The 20,649-nt window shown below is 63.4% G+C and carries 17 protein-coding genes; 6 read left to right on the top strand and 11 right to left on the bottom strand.

The window, feature by feature from the left end; all coding sequences use genetic code 11:
• The first annotated feature begins 260 nt into the window (after positions 1-260).
• A complete protein-coding gene (locus V4R08_RS11900) occupies positions 261-1,391 on the top strand; it encodes a tlde1 domain-containing protein (protein WP_335579544.1) in 1,131 nt (376 codons plus the stop codon).
• 156 nt (positions 1,392-1,547) lie between these two features.
• Here the strand turns inward: V4R08_RS11900 and V4R08_RS11905 are convergent, their stop codons facing one another.
• From V4R08_RS11905 to murJ, 4 genes are all read right to left on the bottom strand, one after another.
• Entirely contained in the window at positions 1,548-2,123 is a 576-nt protein-coding gene (locus V4R08_RS11905) for a NifU family protein (protein WP_335579545.1), read from the bottom strand.
• 193 nt (positions 2,124-2,316) lie between these two features.
• Entirely contained in the window at positions 2,317-2,811 is a 495-nt protein-coding gene (locus V4R08_RS11910) for a universal stress protein (RefSeq protein WP_335579546.1), read from the bottom strand.
• Positions 2,812-2,916: 105 nt separating this feature from the next.
• Positions 2,917-3,960, bottom strand: a complete 1,044-nt coding sequence (gene trpS / locus V4R08_RS11915) for a tryptophan--tRNA ligase (RefSeq protein WP_335579547.1) — start codon at positions 3,958-3,960, stop codon at positions 2,917-2,919.
• A gap of 209 nt (positions 3,961-4,169) precedes the next feature.
• On the bottom strand, positions 4,170-5,729 hold the full coding sequence (gene murJ, locus V4R08_RS11920) for a murein biosynthesis integral membrane protein MurJ (RefSeq protein ID WP_335579548.1): 1,560 nt from the start codon (positions 5,727-5,729) through the stop codon (positions 4,170-4,172).
• Positions 5,730-5,851: 122 nt separating this feature from the next.
• Here murJ and V4R08_RS11925 point away from each other — a divergent pair, with 122 nt between their 5' ends.
• Positions 5,852-6,853 carry an adenosine kinase gene (locus V4R08_RS11925; protein WP_335579549.1) on the top strand — a complete coding sequence of 334 codons (1,002 nt, stop codon included), beginning with the start codon at positions 5,852-5,854 and terminating at the stop codon, positions 6,851-6,853.
• Positions 6,854-6,860: 7 nt separating this feature from the next.
• On the opposite strand, the gene V4R08_RS11930 is transcribed toward V4R08_RS11925, so the two are convergent.
• Complete coding sequence (locus V4R08_RS11930) at positions 6,861-7,781, bottom strand: pirin family protein (protein WP_335579550.1); 921 nt, start codon at positions 7,779-7,781, stop codon at positions 6,861-6,863.
• Between the two features lie 212 nt (positions 7,782-7,993).
• Between V4R08_RS11930 and V4R08_RS11935 the strand changes: the two genes are divergently transcribed.
• Complete coding sequence (locus V4R08_RS11935) at positions 7,994-8,278, top strand: DUF1330 domain-containing protein (protein ID WP_335579551.1); 285 nt, start codon at positions 7,994-7,996, stop codon at positions 8,276-8,278.
• A gap of 148 nt (positions 8,279-8,426) precedes the next feature.
• Positions 8,427-9,170 (top strand): DUF4336 domain-containing protein, encoded by a 744-nt coding sequence (locus V4R08_RS11940; protein ID WP_335579552.1) that lies wholly within the window; start codon positions 8,427-8,429, stop codon positions 9,168-9,170.
• 28 nt (positions 9,171-9,198) lie between these two features.
• Here the strand turns inward: V4R08_RS11940 and V4R08_RS11945 are convergent, their stop codons facing one another.
• Complete coding sequence (locus V4R08_RS11945; RefSeq protein WP_335579553.1) at positions 9,199-9,801, bottom strand: hypothetical protein; 603 nt, start codon at positions 9,799-9,801, stop codon at positions 9,199-9,201.
• 254 nt (positions 9,802-10,055) lie between these two features.
• Between V4R08_RS11945 and V4R08_RS11950 the strand changes: the two genes are divergently transcribed.
• Positions 10,056-11,189 carry an FUSC family protein gene (locus V4R08_RS11950; protein ID WP_335579554.1) on the top strand — a complete coding sequence of 378 codons (1,134 nt, stop codon included), beginning with the start codon at positions 10,056-10,058 and terminating at the stop codon, positions 11,187-11,189.
• A gap of 75 nt (positions 11,190-11,264) precedes the next feature.
• Here V4R08_RS11950 and gyrB read toward each other — a convergent pair whose 3' ends face one another.
• Complete coding sequence (gene gyrB, locus V4R08_RS11955; RefSeq protein ID WP_335579555.1) at positions 11,265-13,706, bottom strand: DNA topoisomerase (ATP-hydrolyzing) subunit B; 2,442 nt, start codon at positions 13,704-13,706, stop codon at positions 11,265-11,267.
• A 324-nt stretch (positions 13,707-14,030) separates the two neighbouring features.
• Between gyrB and V4R08_RS11960 the strand changes: the two genes are divergently transcribed.
• Entirely contained in the window at positions 14,031-14,237 is a 207-nt protein-coding gene (locus V4R08_RS11960; RefSeq protein ID WP_335579556.1) for a hypothetical protein, read from the top strand.
• Between the two features lie 172 nt (positions 14,238-14,409).
• On the opposite strand, the gene recF is transcribed toward V4R08_RS11960, so the two are convergent.
• The 4 genes from recF to rpsT all read right to left on the bottom strand — a co-directional run bounded on the left by recF (position 14,410) and on the right by rpsT (position 20,145).
• Positions 14,410-15,549 (bottom strand): DNA replication/repair protein RecF, encoded by a 1,140-nt coding sequence (gene recF / locus V4R08_RS11965; RefSeq protein ID WP_335580262.1) that lies wholly within the window; start codon positions 15,547-15,549, stop codon positions 14,410-14,412.
• Positions 15,550-15,716: 167 nt separating this feature from the next.
• Complete coding sequence (dnaN, locus tag V4R08_RS11970) at positions 15,717-16,835, bottom strand: DNA polymerase III subunit beta (protein ID WP_335579557.1); 1,119 nt, start codon at positions 16,833-16,835, stop codon at positions 15,717-15,719.
• Positions 16,836-17,040: 205 nt separating this feature from the next.
• A complete protein-coding gene (dnaA, locus tag V4R08_RS11975; RefSeq protein WP_335579558.1) occupies positions 17,041-18,468 on the bottom strand; it encodes a chromosomal replication initiator protein DnaA in 1,428 nt (475 codons plus the stop codon).
• A 1,410-nt stretch (positions 18,469-19,878) separates the two neighbouring features.
• On the bottom strand, positions 19,879-20,145 hold the full coding sequence (rpsT, locus tag V4R08_RS11980) for a 30S ribosomal protein S20 (protein WP_335579559.1): 267 nt from the start codon (positions 20,143-20,145) through the stop codon (positions 19,879-19,881).
• Between the last annotated feature and the right edge of the window lie 504 nt (positions 20,146-20,649).

The following is a 20,649-nucleotide window of genomic DNA, read 5'->3' on the forward strand; positions in this document are numbered from 1 at the left end:
AAGCCGAAGCCGGGTTTTGGACACCAGATTGCCACGGTCCCGGCCATTTTCCAGCGCGCCCGAGTTCCGCCTCACACTTAATCCGCATTTAACTAAAACTCGCCTTAATGGCTCCGCAAGTCTGCGACAGGTTCGCCGGAACTTTGGGGTCAGCGAATCCAGCAATGCGCAGTCTTGCTATCCGCACATGCCGGCGGCATGCAGCCCTTCGGGCGCCGTCTGCAACGATCGGACGTTGAGTGACTCTGGACGTGGGGCGAATGACGGACGTTACGGGCACGCGTTATTATGATGGGGGGGCTTATTCCGCCGGCTCGCCCCGCAAGGCCGTTCCTCAAAATATACTTGGCGCCGCCGCGCTCGGTTGCATTGCGCTGGCCTGCGCCTGGACGCTCTACGCCAACGTTTCCGGCGGAAGTTCGGAACTGGTCACGGCATCGCTGCCGCCGGCCGCATTCATCAGCTCAGTGGAACCGGCCGATCGCATCGCGGCCGCCTACGAGGCGTTGCGCCAGATGCCCGCGCCGCAAGCCGTACAGGCGACGCGTGAAGCCCGCGCGACGGTGAACGCCCGCACCGACGATCCGGCCGCGCGGGCCCGCACGGCATTGCTCTACGGTCCGCGCTTCCTCGGCCCGCAGCCGGGAACCTTCCGGCCGCTGGCGGAGCCGGCTCAGGCTGCGCAAGAGATTGCCTCGCTTCCCGCGCAGGCTGGACCGGAGACCCTGCCGCTTCCACAGCCGCATCAGGTCGCGGCGGTCGTGCCGACGCCGGCGCCGCGTCCGGCCGAACTGCGTCAGTTGCAGGCGGCCGGTCCATCCCGCCGCGAGGTCGCGCAGGCCAATGCACCTGCCGCGCTGGAGCCGGAGCCAGAGCCGAAGAAGCCGTCCATCTTCGAGAGGCTGTTCGGCAAATCCGCGTCCGATGGGCTGCAACTCGCGTTCGCTGCGCCCGACGGCGGGGTGACGAGCGACGGCGAGAGTCTGACGCTTGGCCGCATCCCGCAATACGACCAGTTCACCGCCGTCTACGATATTTCCGCGCGCACGGTCTATCTGCCGGACGGCACCAAGCTCGAGGCGCATTCGGGGCTCGGCAAAATGATGGACGATCCGCGCTATGCCGACAGAAAAATGCGCGGCGTGACGCCACCGCACACCTACGAACTGTCGCTGCGCGAACGCCCTTTCCACGGCGTGGAAGCGATCCGGCTGAAACCGGTCGGCGGCGAAGACAAGATATACGGGCGCACCGGTTTGCTCGCGCACACCTACATGCTCGGGCCGAACGGCGCCTCCAACGGCTGCGTGTCGTTCAAGAATTACACCGCTTTCCTTCGCGCATACAAGAGCGGCCGGGTCAGGCGGATGGTTGTCGTCGCAAAGCTCTGAACTATAGCGTTTTCGAGCGAAGCATGTCCTCGGGCTTGACCCGAGAATGGGTACCGGTTCGCGTGAAGAAAACGCGTCAAATGAAAATCATGGAGCCCGCTTCTGAGTCCATCAGAAGCGGAAAGGCTCCAAAGTCCGCCGCAGGAAGCCGCGCCGCTACACCGGCCGAACCTCGACCACCTCGGGCACGAAATGTTTCAGCAGGTTCTGGATGCCGTTCCGCAAGGTCACGGTCGATGACGGGCATCCGGAGCACGAGCCCTTCATGTTCACATAGACGACGCCATCCTTGAAGCCGCGGAAGGTGATATCGCCGCCGTCGTCGGCGACTCCCGGCCGCACCCGCGTCTCGAGCAGATCCTTGATCAAGGTCACGGTCTCGGCGTCTGCTTCCTCGAAGAATTCAACGGCCTCATCTTTGTTGGCTTCGTCATTCCCCGCAGTTTCGCCGTCCGTCAACAGCGGCGCGCCCGACATGTAGTGTTCCATGATCACGCCGAGGATGGCCGGCTTGAGATGCTGCCAGTCGCTGGCGTCCTTCGTCACCGTGATGAAGTCCGAGCCATAGAATACGCCGGTGACGCCGTGCACGGCGAACAGCCTTACGGCAAGCTGCGAGCGGCCGGCCGAGTCGGGGCTGGTGAATTCCATGGTGCCCTTGCCGAGCACGGTGCGGCCCGGAAGGAACTTCAAGGTGGCGGGATTGGGGGTGGCTTCGGTCTGAATGAACATGGGTCTCTCCGTCGTCGCCGGTTCAAGGCCGGCGCGTAGGTTCCCTTAGCAGATAGCAATCGCAAAAGCACGATCAAGGGCGCTCGGGGCGGCCGTGCGGCCGAATGGGGTCTTGGAGCCGATTGCGGTCAGGTGGAATCGGGACCGTTCCCCGCCTCTCCCCACGGGAGAGGAGTTCTCGTCGCCGCAGGCGCTAGGACAGTGCATCGACCTCGTCGTCGGTCAGGCTGCCCGGCACGATCGTCACCGGAATCGGGAAGTTCCCGGCGGTTTTGGCCAGCGTCGTGATGATCGGGCCGGGGCCTTCGGGACCGCCGGCGGCGGCCAGCACCAGCATCGAAATATCGACGTCCTGGACGATGACATCGAGAATCTGTTCGAGCGGGTTGCCTTCGCGAATGACGCGTTCCGGCGTAATCGCGGCGATGCCGTTGGCCCGGCCGGAGGCGCGATCGAGCGCCGCGTTGGCGCCTTCATAGGCCTCGGCGCGCATCACCTCCGCGACGCCGAGCCATTCCTGATTGCGGTCTTCCGTCTCGATCACCCGCAACATGACGATGCCGCCGCCGACGCGGATGGCGCGGCGGCTCGCATAGTAGACCGCGCGGTCCCATTCCGCGCTGTCATCGACGACAACCAGATACTTCGGCTTGTGGCCCGTCTCGTAGCTTCGACGTTGTGCGCTCATGCATGTCCCGGTGCTGAACCACGCGAACCCCGCTATGCTGCCACGGCGCGGGCGCCCGGGACAAGTCCGGCCATGATGCCGGAGAACTGCCTGTGCGAAGACGCTTTATCGCTTGTGGATGAAACCGACGATGTCCTTCACCGCGTTCATGGTTTCCGAGGCGATGGCGCGGGCGCGGTCGGCGCCCTCGATCAGAATCCCGTCGACATAGGCCGGATCTCCGGTCAGTCGTTTCATCTCTGCTGCGATCGGCGACAGCTTTGCGACTGCGAGATCGACGAGGTTGGATTTGAAGCCTGAGAACTGCGCGCCGCCGAACTGCGCGAGCACCTCGGGTTTGGCCTTCCCTGACAATGCCGCATAGATGCCGACGAGATTGTCGGCCTCGGGGCGGCTTTCCAGCCCCTTTTCCTCCGACGGCAGCGGCTCCGGATCGGTCTTGGCCTTGCGGATCTTTTGCGCGATGGTGTCGGCGTCGTCGGTGAGATTGATGCGCGAATAATCCGACGGATCCGACTTCGACATCTTCTTGGTGCCGTCGCGCAGGCTCATCACGCGCGTCGCAGGTCCGGTAATCACGGGCTCCGGCAGCGGAAAGAAACTGTCGCCGTGGCCGTTGGCGGCAATTGAAGCGGAAAAGTCGTTGTTGAATTTCTGCGCGATGTCGCGGCTGAGTTCGAGGTGCTGTTTCTGGTCCTCGCCCACCGGAACGTGCGTGGCGCGATAGAGCAGGATGTCCGAGGCCATCAGCACCGGATAATCGTACAGGCCGATCGACGCGTTCTCGCGATCCTTGCCGGCCTTTTCCTTGAACTGGGTCATGCGGTTGAGCCAGCCGAGCCGCGCCACGCAGTTGAACACCCAGGTCAGTTCGGCATGGCCCGCCACCTGACTCTGGTTGAAGATGATGTGCTGCTTCGGATCGATGCCGCTGGCGATGAAGGCTGCCGTCACTTCGCGGGTGTTGCGGCGCAATTCATCCGGGCCGCCCCAGACGGCGACGGGAACGGTGATGGCATGGAGGTCGACCACGCAATAGAGGCATTCGTGGTCGGCCTGCAATTTCACGAAATTGACGATGGCGCCGAGATAATTGCCGAGATGCAGATTGCCGGTCGGCTGAACGCCCGAAAAAACCCGTGTCGTCATCGCTTCAGTTCCTGCTTGCCTGCGCGGTCCGTCGAAGGGCTGCGAAACGTGGCCCGATGCGTCGGTGCGTCGCGTCGTCCATTGCCACGCGCGGCTTTAGAGCATTTTCCGGCTAAGTGGAATCCGATTAGCGTGAAGAAAATGCTCTCAATCCATAACTCGCGCGTATTCTGATCGCAAAACCGGTATCCACTTTTGCGGAATACGCGCTAGGCGCGCAAGCCGCCGGATCGCGAGCGCATCAGCGCGGCCTGTATGTCGTTCCGGTCGATCACCCGAAACAGCAGCAGAAGCAGACCATAGATCGCGATGCCGGCGGCGATCAGGATGACGAGCATGGCCGCCTGCAGCAATTCGTGCGCGCTCGGTATCGAGGGCGGCAGCCGAACGGCCAGCCACAAAAGCCCGCCCATCAGCACCGCGGCCAGCACAATGCGCGGCAGCCGCCGCCGTGCCTCGGCATCAATGGAAAATCCGAACGTCGCGGCGACGCTGCGGACCAGGCTCGCTGCATTGCTCCAGGCTCCGACCGCCACGGCGACGGCGATTCCGCCGACACCGAACAGTCGTCCCAATACGAGTGCGAGAACGATCGCGACCGCAATCCCCGTCAGCGCCGCCAGAAGCGGCGTCATGGTATTGCCGCGCGCGAAGAAAGCCGGGGACAGCGCCTTGATCAGGACATAAGCGGGCAGGGCGAGGCCGAGGCAACCGAGCGCCAGCGCCGTCGCTTGGGTGTCCGCCGCGGTAAACGCGCCGTGCTCGAACAGCACCCGCACGATCGGCTCGCTGAGGATCATCAGACCGAGCGTCGCGGGCAAAGCCAAGCCCGCCGCCAGTTCGATCCCTCGCGACTCGGCATGGACCAGCGCGGGCCTGTCACCCTTGTTGAGGGCGCGACTCATTTCCGGCACCAGCACGGTGCCGATGGCGACGCCGACCATCCCCAGCGGCAACTCGATCAGGCGGTTGGCGAAGTAGAGCCACGCCACGGCCGACGGCGATGTCGATGCGACGATCGCGCCGGCCACGATCAGCAGTTGCGGTCCTGAATTCGCGATCATGCCGGGGACGGCCTTGCGGGCAAAATCCCGCATCCCGGCATCGAACGATAGTCGCAAGGGACTTGCGAGGTTGTCGCGGTGACCCGGGATAGCAAGAACCAGCAGTTGCAGCAGGCCCGCGGCGCCCACGGTTGCCGCCATCGTCATTGCGGCGGAATGCGAGTCCCGATGCAACAGAAGCAGCACCGAGATAACGAGAATCAGGGCGAGGTTGAACAGTAGCGGTGAGAAGGATGTGACCGCAAAGCGATGTCGGGCGTTCATCAGGCTCATGATGACGGCCGCGGGGCCCGCGAAAGCCAGATAAGGCAGCATCAGCCGCGCATCGGTGATCGCGAGCTGCAAGCTGTCGCGGCCGACGAAACCCGGCGCTAGCACCGTCATGAGAAGCGGCATGGCCACGCCGGCGATCACGGCCAACGCGATCAGGGTTGCGCTCACGGTTCCGAGCACGGCGCCTGCGAAGGCCGATGCTGCGGCAAGGCCGCTGCCGTCGCGCAGCCGCATCCATGCCGGCACCAGCGCCGCATTCAGAGCGCCTTCACCGAGCATCCGGCGGATCACGGTGATGAGCTGAAACGCCATCAGAAAAGCATCGGCGACCGGGCCTGCACCGAGCAGCGCCGCGGTCAGGGCATCGCGCGCAAATCCGAGCAGACGCGAGGCCAGCGTGCCCGAGGAGACGGTGAGGACGGAGCGGATCATGGCAATGTCGGCCGGGCCGTGCTTGATGGCAGGGAGGCGCCGTGATAGGCGGCACCTTCACTGGCCGAGGAGTCTGACCGGATTCCTCGCTTCACCGCAATTGCCAGAACGGGATATTCTTAATGACTTCAGCGAAATACGACGTGCTCGGGATCGGCAATGCGATTTTCGACGTTCTGGTGCGGACCGACGAGGATTTTCTTGCCGCCCACGGCATGGTCAAGGGTGGCATGGCGCTGATCGACGAGGCGCGTGCCGCATCGATCTATGCCGATATGGGGCCTGCGACCGAAATGTCGGGCGGATCGGCCGCCAATACCATCGTCGGTCTCGCCGGGTTCGGCGCGCGCGCCGCCTATGTTGGCAAGGTGAAGGACGATCAGATCGGCCGGCTTTATGCGCATGACATTCGCGCTGCGAAGGTGGCGTTCGATACGCCGCCTGCATCCGGCGGTCCGGCCACCGGCTGCTCCTACATTCTGGTGACGCCGGACGGCGAGCGCACCATGAACACCTATCTCGGCGCCGCGCAGGATTTGTCGCCGGCCGATATCGATGAGGATGCCGTCGCAGCGGCGTCGATCCTCTATCTCGAGGGCTATCTCTGGGACCCCAAGGCCGCCAAGGAGGCGTTCCTCAAGGCGTCGCAGATCGCGCATGGGGCGCAGCGCCAGGTCGCGCTGACGCTGTCGGATGCGTTTTGCGTCGATCGCTACCGCGACGAGTTTCTCGGGTTGATGCGAACCGGCGCGGTCGATCTGCTTTTCGCCAACGAGACCGAGCTGCGTTCGCTCTACCAGACCTCGGACTTCGATATGGCGCTGGCGCAATTGCGCAAGGACATAGCGCTCGGCGTCGTCACCCGTAGCGAGAAGGGCTGCGTGGTCGCGACGACAGATAGCGTCGCCGCGGTGCCGGCATATCCGATCGACAGTCTGGTCGATACCACCGGCGCCGGCGATCTGTTCGCGGCAGGATTTTTGTTCGGACTGGTGCGCGGCGCGAGCCATGAAAACGCCGGCCGGCTCGGCGCGCTCGCCGCGGCCGAGGTGATCCAGCACATCGGCGCCCGGCCGCAGGTGTCGCTGAAGCAACTGGCGCAGGAAAACGGGCTGCCGGTGTGAGAGCAGGTCAGTTTTCCGGCAGTGGAATGAACTCGTGCTCGTTCGGCACATGGGCGAAGCGGCCGGTTTTCCAGTCTTCTTTGGCCTGCTCGATGCGTTCCTTGCTGGAGGAGACGAAATTCCACCAGATGTGGCGCGGCCCCTCCAGCGCGTCGCCGCCCAGAAACATCATCCGCGTGGGCTTTGTCGCCCGCACCGTGATGCGGTCGCCGGGACGGAAAACGAGGAGTTGCGGCGCTTCGTGACGGTCGCCCGCGATCTCGATCTCGCCATCGACGATATAGATCGCGCGCTCCTCGTGATCCGCATCCAGCGGCGCGCTCATGCCGGCATCGAGTGAGACCTCGACGTAGAACCACGGCGACACCATCTCGACCGGCGAGACCGCGCCGAACGAATTGCCGGCGATGACGCGAGCGCGGAATCCCTTGTCCTGCACGGTCGGCAGGCTGTCGGCGCCGTAGTGCTGGAACGACGGCGCGATCTCCTCCTTGCCCCTGGGCAGCGCGATCCAGCTTTGCAGGCCGAGCATCTTCTGCCCGCTTGCGCGCTGCGCATCCGGCGTGCGCTCCGAGTGTGCGATGCCGCCGCCCGCGGTCATCAGGTTCATGGCGCCGGGCTGTATCTCCTGGATGTTGCCCTCGCTGTCGCGGTGCATGATGCTGCCATCGAACAGATAGGTGACGGTGGCGAGCCCGATATGCGGATGCGGCCGCACGTCCATGCCTTTGCCGGAGACGAACTGCACCGGACCGAAATGGTCGAAGAAGATGAAGGGACCGACCATCTGTCGCCTGCCGTGCGGCAGCGCGCGGCGCACGGCGAAGCCGTCGCCGAGGTCGCGAATCCGCGGCACGATGACAAGCTCCAGCGCGTCGCATGTCAGGGGATCGCCGAGAACGGGATCGTTGGAGGGAAGCCAGCTCATGTCGCCTCCGTGAAAGCATGACGGTTGAATTCTATTATCGTGCGCGACTGCCGCGCTGACAACAGCGTTCACCGGACGCCGCCCGGTTCCGGCTTCACGAAACGGTCGCCATGCACGAGGTGCGGCGCGCAGCCGCCGGGCCCCATCATAAAGTCGGAGCGCCTTTGGCAGGCCGTTTTGATACAAACTTGCATCACACGGAGGAACCGATCATGGCAAAAGGTTATTGGGTCGTGCGCGTCTCGGTTCACGATTCCGCGCGCTATCCCGACTATCTCGCCGCCGCCAAGCCCGCGTTTGAAAAATTCGGCGCCACCTTCATCGTGGGTGGCGGTCCATTCGATTCGATGGAAGGCACCTCGCGCGACCGCAATGTGGTGGTCGAGTTCAAGGACCTCGCCACCGCGAAGGCGTGCTATCAAAGTTCCGAATATCAGGCCGCGAAGGCAATCCGCCAGACATGTTCGGAAGCCGACTTCATTATCATCGAAGGCTGATCCGCCGCGCGCCGGCGCGGGAACGCCTTATTCTTTTGATATCCTTTTGATGGAGCATGATCCTATCCGAAAACCGGTTCCTACGTTTCGGGATCATGCTCTGGCGGCGGCATTGCGCTGACGGTCGTGCCGCATCACAGGTCGCATCATGGAACGGGATTCGCTCGCTACCTATCCGCCGCTCGACACGCTCAAGCGCGTGGCCGACGATGTCTGGATCGTCGATGGCCCTGTGATCCGGTTCGGCCCGCCGTTGCTGAAGATGCCGTTTTCGACCCGCATGACGATCATCCGCATCGGCGGCGATTTGCTGATCCATTCGCCGACGCTGCTGACGGCTGAACTCAAGACGGAAGTCGAAGGCCTCGGCCGCCCGCGCTGGATCGTCGGACCGAACCGGATCCACTACTCGTGGATTCCGGATTGGCATACGGTCTTTCCCGGCGCGGGGGTCTATCTGGCGCCGCGCATCCGCGAGCAGGCAGGCGGCCGCATCGATTTCGATTGTCAGGCGCTTGATCGCGGCCGGGGCTATCCCTGGGATAGCGACGTCGCCACGCTTCCGGTCGAGGGGAACTACATGACGGAGGTCGTCTTCTTCCACCGCAAAAGCCGGACGCTGGTGCTGACCGACCTGATCGAGAACTTCGAGCCGCCCAAGCTGGGTTCATTGCTCGCGCGCGTGCTGACGTGGCTCGGCGGCGCGCAGGATCCGGACGGATCGATGCCGCGCGACATGCGCCTATCCTATCGCGACAAGGCGGGACTGAGGGGTGCGGTTGAAACCATGATCGGCTGGAATCCGGAACGGATCGTTTTGGCCCACGGCCGCTGGTACGATTGCAACGGTACGGACGAACTGCGTCGCGCGTTCCGCTGGCTGTTGGGATAGGCGTCCGCGCGATTCCCGGGAGACCCGGTCAGTCGAACAGGCCGAATGGATTCCAGCCGGTGTTGCGGGCGTAGCGGGGAGGCGGAGGCCGCTCGGCGTTTGTTGCAATCCTCGCGCGGCTGCGGGCGTGAGCGATGTGCTTGCGCGGCGGCCTGGTCTTCTCAGCGACCTTCGGGTGTTCGACGGTCGTTCCCTTGGGCATTTCCGCCCGCGCTTCGTAGACGTGATTCGCCGGCAGATAGCGGAGCTGGCGTTCCCATTGCAGACGGTCGGCGGTGGGAGCGAGGGTAGCGACATCCGGATAGACGATAGGTTGAGGATCATGCTTCGACCGCTCGAAGCGTTTCTCGGAGCGCCGCCAGTCATCGATCGAGCTGAGAACTGTCGATGCCGCCCCCAAATCCGTCGATGCCAAGTCCTTTGATTTCAAGTCCTTTGGTACCAAGTTCTTGGAAGCCAGTTCCTTGGATTTCGAGTCCTCGGATTTCAGGCCGGTCGATCCCGCACCTGCGGATGCAACGGTCGCCGGATGCGCGTCGGTGCCCGCATCGCCGGGCCACATCCAGTTGGCGACAAAAAGCAGGCCGACCAGACAGCAACCCATTACCAGAAAATAACGAAAAACCGGCATCACAACACCAACGCCTACTCAAACAAACAAAACGCCGCCCGCAGCAGTAAGTTCCCCCAAGGCGGGTTTAGGTTCAAGCCAATCTCGGGAATATGGTTCACGCGTTGGAATTCGGAATGTTTTGCCGCCAGTTGCCACGAATATGTGACCGCGAGACCATGCGTTAGCGCTCTGCCCGGCAAGCCGGGCAGTTGCGGAAAGATAAGTGAGTAGCTTTAACGTCAGGACGGCTGGACAACCCAACCCTGCGGCGCATGATCTCATATTTGAAACGCACGGCAACGCGACTGTGGTCGCGAAAGGTGGAGTTGGGCCTGGGCGTCCGGGTCACGGCGGCCGCCTTCGCCGCACTCGTCGTCGCGATCGCGCTGCATCTGCGGCTGCCGCTGTGGGCTGTGCTGACAGCGATCATCGTGACGCAGATGAGCGTCGGCCGTTCGCTGAAAGCAACGCGCGACTATCTCATCGGCACCATCGGCGGTGCGCTCTACGGCGGGGCGATCGCGATCCTGATCCCGCATTCCGGCGAAAGCGGGCTGCTCGCGGTGCTGGTGCTGGCGGTGGCGCCGCTGGCCTTCCTGGCGGCGATCAATCCGAGCCTGAATGTCGCAACCGTGACCGCGATCATCGTGCTGCTGCTGCCGACGATGGGGCAGATGTCGCCGCTCGAATCCGCCATCGACCGCATCCTGGAGGTGACGGTCGGCGCGATCACCGGGCTTCTGGTGTCATTCCTGGTGCTGCCATCACGTGCCTACGGCCAGATTCGCGTCAATGCGGCGCGCGTGCTGAACCTCCTTGCCGACGCACTGCAGGAATTGCTCGCGGGCCTCACGCGCGGCCGCGACAATGACGCGCTTCACGCGCTTCAGGATGGAATAGGGCATGCCATCAACGGGCTGAACGCGATCGGTATCGAGGCCGAACGCGAGCGCTCGGCGCGGCTGTCTCATGGGCCGGATACCGGCCCGTTGTTGCGTACCGTGTTACGGCTGCGGCATGACGTCGTGATGATCGGACGCGCCACGGTGACGCCGCTTCCGATCAATCTTCAGTCGCGGCTCGCGCAGCCGCTCGCGAGGCTTAGCGATGCCATGAACAGTTATCTGAAGGCCTCTGCCGAGGCATTGCGGCTTGGCGCGCCCGCGCCGGCGCTCTTGCCGGTGCAGACGGCGCTCGAGGCCTATGCCGCGGAGATCGCGGCGATGCGTCGGGAGGGGCTGACGCGCGGATTGCCGGGCGACATGACCGAGCGATTTTTTGCGCTAGGCTTTTCGCTGGAACAGATGCGGCAGAATCTGGGAGACCTCGAACGATACATCCGGGAATGGACCGACCGGCCGAAATCGGCGGCCAAAAACGATGAGGGCGCTGCGGGGACGGGATAGCCTTCGGCCTTTCGGCCAGGCAATGACGGCGACCAGGACGCGTGTGGGGACGGCGCGACAACAGGCGCGGCCGACTCACACGTCGACGTTGGCGCTGAGCGAGTTGTCCTGGATGAACTCGCGGCGCGGCTCGACCACGTCGCCCATCAGCTTGGTGAAGATGTCGTCGGCCTCGTCGACCTCCTTGATCTTCACCTGCAGCAGCGAACGCTCGCCGGCATCGAGCGTGGTTTCCCAGAGCTGGTCCGGGTTCATCTCGCCGAGACCTTTGTAGCGTTGCAGCGCCACGCCCTTGCGGCCGGCGTCGGTCACCGCCTCGAACAGGCCGACCGGACCGTGGATCGCGGTTTCGGTATCCTTGCGGCGCAACAGGCCCGGCCGCGGATAGGCTTCCTGCAGCTTCGCGGCGTATTCGTCGAGCTTGCGCGCATCGGCCGAGCCGATCAGCGCGTCGTCGATCATGGCAACGTCCTTGACGCCGCGCACGGTGCGCTCGAAGAAAAAACCCTCGCCCTCTGTGAAACGCCCGACCCAGCCGCGTTCGACCTCGTCGGCCAGCGCATCCATCCGCCTGGCGATGTAATCGGCGGCGGCGTTGGCGGTCGCGACATCCGCCGTCACCCGCGGGCTCAGCACACCGGCGATCGCCGCCTGCTCGATGACGCTGCGGTTGTAACGGCCGTGCATGTTGTGCAGCACGTTGCGGATGACGCGGGCGTCTTCCACCAGGGCCTGCAGGTCGCGGCCGCTGCGGTCTTCGCCGGTGGCGAGCTTGAACACGCAGTCGTCGAGCCCGGTCTCGATCAGATAGTCTTCCAGCGCGCGCTCGTCCTTCAGATACTGCTCGGACTTGCCGCGGGTCACCTTGTAGAGCGGCGGCTGGGCGATATAGAGATGGCCGGCCTCGATCAGCGCCGGCATCTGGCGGAAGAAGAAGGTCAGCAGCAGCGTGCGGATATGCGCGCCGTCGACGTCGGCGTCGGTCATCACGATGATCTTGTGATAGCGCAGCTTCGACAGGTCGAAATCCTCGCGACCGATGCCGGTTCCGAGCGCGGTGATAAGCGTGCCGATCTGCTCGGACGACAGCATCTTGTCGAAGCGCGCGCGCTCGACGTTCAAGATCTTGCCACGGAGCGGCAGGACGGCCTGGAATTCGCGGTTGCGGCCCTGCTTGGCGCTGCCGCCGGCCGAGTCGCCCTCGACGATGAACAACTCCGACTTCGCCGGGTCGCGTTCTTGGCAATCGGCGAGTTTGCCGGGGAGCGAAGCGACGTCGAGCGCACCCTTGCGCCGCGTCAGTTCGCGCGCCTTGCGCGCGGCCTCGCGGGCCGCCGCCGCCTCGACCACCTTGCCGACAATGAGCTTCGCCTCGGTCGGATGTTCCTCGAACCATGCAGCCAAGGCTTCGTTGATGACGTTCTCGACCACCGGCCGCACTTCCGAGGACACCAGCTTGTCTTTGGTCTGCGACGAGAATTTCGGGTCCGGCACTTTCACCGACAGCACCGCGGTCAGGCCCTCGCGGCAGTCGTCGCCGGTCAGCGCGATCCTCTCCCTCTTGGCCATGGCGTCGGCATAGCCATTGACCTGCCGCGTCAGCGCGCCGCGGAAACCGGCGAGATGGGTGCCGCCGTCGCGCTGCGGAATGTTGTTGGTGAAGCACAGGACATTCTCGTGGTAGCTGTCGTTCCACCACAACGCCGCCTCGACACCGATGCCGTTCATGTCGGCGCGGATCATGATCGGCTCCGGCACCATCGCCTTCTTGTTGCGGTCGAGGTATTTGACGAACTCGACGACACCGCCGTCGTATATCATCTGCTCGCGCCGCTCGACGGCATGACGCAGGTCCGAGAGCAGGATGTTGACGCCGGAGTTCAGAAACGCGAGTTCGCGCAGGCGATGCTCCAGCGTGGCGAAATCGTATTCGACGTTGGTGAAGGTCTCCGTCGAGGCGAGGAAGGTGACTTCGGTGCCGCGCTTGCCGTTGGCCTCGCCGACGACTCTCAACGGCGCCACGGCGTCGCCGTGGGCGAATTCGATCAGGTGCTCCTTGTCCCTGCGCCAGATGCGCAGGGCCAGCTTGCTCGACAGCGCGTTGACGACCGAGACGCCGACGCCGTGCAATCCGCCGGAGACCTTGTAGGAATTCTGGTCGAACTTACCGCCGGCGTGCAGTTGCGTCATGATGACTTCGGCCGCGGAGATGCCTTCGCCTTTGTGGATGTCGACGGGAATGCCGCGGCCGTCGTCGCGCACCGTCACCGAATTGTCGGCGTTGAGAATGACTTCAACGACGGTGGCGTGCCCCGCCAGCGCTTCGTCGATGGCGTTGTCGACGACTTCATACACCATGTGATGCAGGCCGGAGCCGTCGTCGGTGTCGCCGATATACATGCCCGGCCGCTTGCGCACGGCGTCGAGCCCCTTGAGAACCCGGATCGATTCCGCGCCGTATTCGATCGGCGCAACGTGCTCAGGATCGGCGATCGGTTGCCGGGCGGGTTCTGTCATGGAGGGCCTTTGGAAAATGTCCCGAATCAGCGCGAAAACTAACGGCTGAGAAGCTTTATTTCTGACATGAAAGCGGCATCGCGCCTAGCGCAAAGTGGCCTTTGCCAAACCTTTGAATAAATAGGGTTTTTAACTCATTTTTCAAGGCCGGGAGAGCCGGATTCCGGAGGCTCGAAAAAGTGCGATCCGGGTGACCGCGCTTGGGCTCTGGAACCCGGTCTTGGCCTTGTTTCGGATGGGCGCGTTGCCGACGAGGTGCAGCTCCTTTGTTGCATCTCGGAACCGCAGCGCCTACAAGCCGCTCTTTCAGCGAGATCAGAGACGATGGCCCACAACTACGCGATCAACGATGACGTCCACCATCAGCTTCAGGGCCCGCAGGGCCGCGCCGATGTGAAGGAACGCAGTATCTATACCGTTGTTTCTCGCCTGCCGATCGAGGCTGACGGTCGCCCGCGCTACCGCATCAAGAGCAAGACCGACAATATCGAGCGGGTCGTCACCGAGGAACAGATCAGCCGGCTGGTTTGATCGTCGGACTCGGCCGCCGCTTGCGCGAAGCATCGGTATCAGCGCCGTTAAACGCCCTAGATCACGATGATTTTGGATCGAATCGATCCAAAATCATGAACGTGATCGACCCCAATATTTTGAGAAGCGGGATGCGGGCGGAAAACCGCTACACACTTTTCCTCATCCCGCTCTAGCCGCGCCGTGCGATCCGTCCCGCGTCCACGTCGAAAATCTCGCTGCCGGCGCCAACGTTTGCGAACGCGGCCGGGTCGGCTCCGCTCATCCAGACCTGGGCTCCGAGGCCTTTGAGTTCGCCGAATAGAGCGCCGCGACGGTCGGGATCGAGGTGCGCCACGACCTCGTCGAGCAGCAGCAGCGGCGCGATTCCCGTCATCTCGGCCACGAGACCCGCATGGGCGAGCACGAGTCCGATTAGTAGCGCTTTCTGCTCGCCGGTGGAGGCGTCCTTCGCCAGCATGTCCTTGGGCGCATAGATCACCTCGAGATCGGTGAGGTGCGGGCCATCCAGCGTACGGCCGGCCGCGGCATCGCGGGCGCGGTTGGCGCGCAGGATATCGCGGTAGCGGTCCTCCACCGCCGTCGCCGGCTCGGTGAGCAGCGCGTTTTCCATCCAGCCGTCGAGCCTGATCCTTGCCGAGGGAAATGCCGAGGCCGCGCCGCGTGCCTCCAGCGCGGCCGCAAGCCGCGTCACGGTTTGCGCGCGCATCGCCGCGACCGCAACCGCAAGCTCCGCGGTTTCTTGTTCGACGGCGTCGCACCAGCGGCCGTCATAGTTGCGCGTCTCGAGCAGGCGGTTGCGCGAGCGCAGGCTGCGCTCCAGCGCCGAGGCGCGGCCGGAATGATCGCTGTCGATCGCCAGCACCAGGCGGTCGAGGAAGCGGCGCCGTTCCGACGCCGCGCCACCGAACAGGCCGTCCATCGACGGCGTCAGCCACACCATGCGCAGGTGGTCGCCAAATGCCGCCGCGGAGCCTGCAGGCTCGCGGTCGATCCGGCAGCGCCGGCCGCTCGACGCCGCCTCGCTGTCAGGTGCGTCGATGCCGGTGCCGAGCGTCGCCAGACCGAGCGCACCTTCCACCTCGGCCGAAACCGCCCAGGAGCCGTCGCCCCGGCGATCCGCGATATCCTCGCGTGTGGCGCGCCGCAATCCGCGTCCCGGCGACAGCAGCGATATCGCCTCAAGGCAATTGGTCTTGCCGGCGCCGTTAGGCCCGACCAGCACGACCACGTTGCCCTGCGTCTCAAGCGCAGCCGCGCGGTAGTTGCGGAAGTGCGTGAGGCTCAAACGACGAATGCGGGAGGGGATCATGGGCAAGGATTATCACGTCCCGGTCATCATCCGCGAAGGCGGATGATCCAGTAGGCCGTAACGCGCGATGCGGACAATGGATGTGCAACGGAATACTGGATGCCCGCCTTCGCGAGCATGACTCAGATGTTGCTTCGCTGTGGCCGGGCGCGGCGGCTAAAGGACCATCACACCCGCATCGGCATCAGCACGTAGAGCGCGCCCTTGGAATCCTTGTCATGCACCAGCGTCGGCGAACCGGGGTCGGCGAGCTTCAGCACCGCGCCCTCGCCCTCGATCTGCGCGGCGATGTCCAGGAGATAGCGCGAATTGAACCCGATATCGAGCGCTTCGGAGGCGTATTCGACCTCGAGCTCCTCGGTGGCGCTGCCGGAATCGGGGTTGGTCACGGACAGAACGAGCTTGCCCGCCGACAGCGCCAGCTTCACTGCGCGGCCGCGCTCGCTGGAAATCGTCGAAACACGATCGACCGCCGCCTCGAAATCCTTTTTGTCGACGATCAGTTCCTTGTCGTTGTTCTGCGGGATCACACGGCCGTAGTCCGGGAAGGTGCCGTCGATCAGCTTCGAGGTCAGCACGACGTTGCCGATGGTGAAGCGGATCTTGCCCTGCGACAGTTCGATCCCGACCTCGGCCTCGTTGTCCTCGATCAGCCGCTGCACCTCGCCGACCGTCTTGCGCGGGATGATGACGCCGGGCATTCCCTCAGCGCCCTTGGGCAGCGCGAGATCGACCTGCGCGAGGCGGTGACCGTCGGTGGCGACGCCGCGCAGCGTTGCGTTCTTGGCGCTGCCGGCGCTGTGCAGGTAGATGCCGTTGAGATAATAGCGGGTCTCCTCGGTCGAGATCGCAAATTGAGTACGGTCGATCAGCCGCTTGATGTCGGTGGCTGCGAGCGTGAAGGAATGCGTCATCTCGCCGGCCGCGAGATCGGGGAAATCGTTTTCAGGCAGGGTCTGCAGGGTGAAGCGCGAGCGTCCGGCGCGGATCGCCAGCACCGAGCGGTCGCCGTCGCCTTCCAGCACGATTTGCGCGCCGTCGGGCAGTTTGCGGACGATGTCGTAGAACATGTGCGCCGGAACCGTTGTCGAGCCGCCGGTTCCGGTTTCCGCCGCCAGTGTTTCCGTCACCTCCAGATCGAGATCGGTGGCCTTCAGCGACAGCCTGGCGCTTTCGGCGCGAACCAGCACGTTTCCCAAGATCGGGATCGTGTTCCGCCGCTCGACCACGCGATGCACGTGGCCAAGCGATTTCAGCAGTTGCGCGCGTTCGACGGTGACCTTCATAGCAATCCGTCCGATCCAAATTCACGACGTCGGATGAAAATGCCGGGTGGACTGCGGCACCGAGACCCCGAAGCTCATGGCCGATTTTGCTTAAATCCGGCGGGACCATAACGTGACGCGGATGGCCGTCCGGTGCAAGCCTGCGGCTCGCCCCGGGCCGGCTTTTTCCCGGCATTTTGCGGGAAAAATTCTCCCCGCGCCGCGCCTATTCCTGAAGCTGACGTTTCAGCAACTCGACCTCGTCCGAGAGGGTGGCGTCCTTCGATACCAGCGCCTCGATCTTGCGCACGGCGTGCAGCACGGTGGTATGATCGCGGCCTCCGAACCGGCGGCCGATCTCGGGCAGCGAACGCAGCGTCAGCGTCTTCGCCAGATACATCGCCACCTGCCGCGGCCGCACCACGTTGGCGGTCCGGCGCGAGGACAGAAGGTCGGAGCGACTCACATTGTATTGCCGGGCGACCACCCGCTGGATGTCCTCGATCTTGATGCGCCTGGGCTCCTGCGGACGGATCAGGTCGCGGACCTCGCGCTCCGCCATCTCCAGGGTGACCGGCTGGGCGTTGAGCTTGCTGTGCGCCAGTAGCCGGTTGATCGCGCCTTCGAGGTCGCGTCCGTTATGCGTGATCGCCTTCGCCAGATAATCCAGCACCGGCTCCGGCACGTCGAAACTCGCATGGTGCGCCCGCGCGACGTCGATGCGCGATTTCAGGATGCCGAGCCGAAGCTCTTCGCCGAGCGAGCCCATCTCGACCACGAGGCCGCCGGCGAGTCGGGAGCGCACGCGATCGTCGAGGCTTTCCAGGTCGGACGGCGGCCGGTCGGCGGCGACCACCACCTGGCGGCCGGCATCGATCAGCGCGTTCAGCGTGTGGCAGAATTCGGCCTGCGTCGATTTGCCTTGCAGGAATTGCAAGTCGTCGATGACCAGAACGTCGATGCCGCGGAGCGCTTCCTTGAAGGCCAGCGCCGTCTGCGATTTGAGCGCGGCGACGAAGCCGTACATGAACTTCTCGGCGGTCAGATAGAGCACCTTGCGCTCGGTTCCGGCGTTGCCGGCCCAGGTGACGGCTTGCAGCAGATGGGTTTTGCCGAGGCCGACGCCGGCATGGATGTAAAGCGGATTGAACATGATGCTGTCGCCGCGCCGGCCCTCGGCCACCTGACGCGCCGCCGCGTGCGCAAGTGTGTTGGAGCGACCGGTGACGAAGCTTGCGAACGTCAGCCGCGGATCGAGCGGCGAACCGCCCAGCGCGTCGTGGTTCGCGGACGCCGGCGCGGTCGCGACCATCTTCAATTCGGCGCTGGCTCGGCCGTCGCCATGCTCGGGACGCCGCGGATCGGCCGCGGGCGCTTCCTTGACGGGCGCGGCGCAGCGCATGGCCGACCGCACCAAGAGGTCGATCCGGTGAACGTCCGGCAGTTCGGCCTGCCAGCAGGCAAGCACCCGCTCGGCATAATGCGCCTGAATCCAGCTCTTCAGGAACCGGGTCGGAACCGACAGGCGGACGCTCTCCCCATGGACGCTCTCCAGATCCATTCTCGCAAACCAGCTCGAATAGATGTCCTCCCCGACGGTCGAGCGCAACCGGCCCTTCACCCGCGACCAGCGTTCCTGTTCTATGTCTGACATTTTTTTTGCGACTTTTCTGATTGAATGAAGTTGCGATGCGACTGCTCTTGGGGGAGGTCGCGCGTTTTCGTCGTGATTCTCCGGCGTGATTCGTTTCAGCCATGACCAGCCGTTCGGCCGAGCGCCGCAAGCGGTTCAGATGGCGGGAAACGGAACGAACGCGAGGTCAGCGACGACCGGATAGGCTGCTTGGAGGCTGTATGGGGAAATGCAGAAAAGCGATCCTGGTCGTGAAAATGTCAGTGAGGAAAATGTCAGTGAGATAATCCAAAGGATGAAATCTGGTGGTGTTGTTTTTGTTTGACATATAACCCCCTCCTCGCTGCGATGAACCGCGCCGAGATGCCCTCTCACATCAATTTCAAACTTAGTCTGCGAAACCCGACGTCAGTGTCGGGATCGCTACGCCGCGCACTCTAACTCACCAAGTCAACCCGTCCGCTTCCCGCGGCGGACATGCGGCATGGCCTGAGCGTATCTCTCTCTTGCGTGGCAACGTTCGAGGTCAACGTCGCAGTCGAAGAAATTCGGCACAGAACATCCGTTCTCATGTTGCTATGAGTCGTCATTCGCCATCACTTGGAAAGCTTCACTACTTGGAAAGCTTCACTAACGTACATATCCGCCGATATGCACGTCCACCCAAGGTTCTCTAATCCGCACTATGAGAGCCGTGAGCGCCGCGAGCCACCAAAGAGATACACCACCCCCCAATTCTCGCAATGGCTTTCACGTCGCGGCTGCGTCGCGCAAATCGAATGAGTGCCTGCAACACGGGGCACATTCATTGCGTCAATCGGCAACGTTTTGAATCTGCGCGCGGATTCGATGCCTCCGTGCGGTGTTACAAATTTGCAGCGGCTGTCTAAAATATTTTAAGAAACCGTAAAGTGGAGGATGCGTCGCGTCATTTTGGAAGTGCTTCATCACACTATGTGGATAAGTGATTATCGACGCGCATTTTTTTCTGGCTGTTTTTGCAGGTAACCCGCGCCGGCCATGTACTCGTTCAGCCGTGTCCATGTTATATTTGTACGAACATATCGGGTATAACGGCGTCGCCCCGGTAGCAAACTGACGTCTCCCCGGGCAGGAGTGTCGGCCGGCGGGGCAAGCCGAGATCAACCGGACGGTCTTGAGCGGGATGAGATTTGGTTGAATCGCCGTGCCCGGCTTCGTGCGCGGTATTTCCGTCCCGGAACGTGAAGCGGATCAACAGCATGACATCGGCGATCAATGCGGCGTGCCTTCGAAAGGCGATGCGGCTGTGACGCGCTGAAACGCTTCCTCGTCACCTTGCTTCGGGCCTGACTGAAGACCCCGTGCGCAATTGCTGCGCAAAAACAAAAAGGCCCGGCGATCGGCCGGGCCTTTGCTGCGGAATACTGACGAATAACGTCTTGTATCAAATTATTTCGCGAGCTTGGCGATTCGATGCGTCAGCCGCGAAACCTTGCGGCTCGCACTGTTCTTGTGAACGATATTTTGCTGGCCAGCCCGCATCAATTCCGGCTCTGCATGCTTCATCGCCTGGATTGCGGCGTCACGATCGCCCTTTGCGATCGCTTCCTCGACGATCCGGACCGAGCCACGCATCAGGGTCCGCCGCGACTTGTTGACGGCGGTGCGGCGGGCAATCTTGCGGGTCGCTTTCTTGGCGGAGTGCGTATTGGCCATGGTCTCGACGTATCCTTCGGCAGTGTCCCACCGCGAGAGGCCGGCTAGCGGCGCCGGTTATTCGATTGCGCGGGCGAGCCTGCAAGTGAGCCTGAGTGTAAGTGAGCCTGAATGTGTTTCGGTTGTTCCTGAAAAGGCCACGCTCGGAGCGAACAGGTTCGCGAGGCGGCGCCGTTCAAAGAACAGCGGCGGCAGGATCGCCCCCGCCGCCAGTTGGCGGTCTTATAGAGGCCCTGTTTTCGAGCGTCAACGCCTTACCTGCGAGCAGGCGCGGCATTATAAGGCCTCCTTGAGGACTTCTTAGGCGCTTGCGAGGTTGAATTTCCCGCGTTCGACAGCTAGAGCCTTTCCGCCCGCTTCTGATGGAATCAGAAATGGAAAGGCTCTACGATTTTGATTTGACGCGTTTTCTTCACGCGAACCGGTATCCCATCCGCAGGTCAAGCCCGAGGACAGACTTCGCTCGAAAACGCTTACAAGGGGCGGCGGCCAGCGATCCGGCAG

This window comes from Nitrobacter sp. NHB1 (assembly GCF_036964665.1).
In the GTDB taxonomy this organism is placed as follows: Bacteria; Pseudomonadota; Alphaproteobacteria; order Rhizobiales; family Xanthobacteraceae; genus Nitrobacter.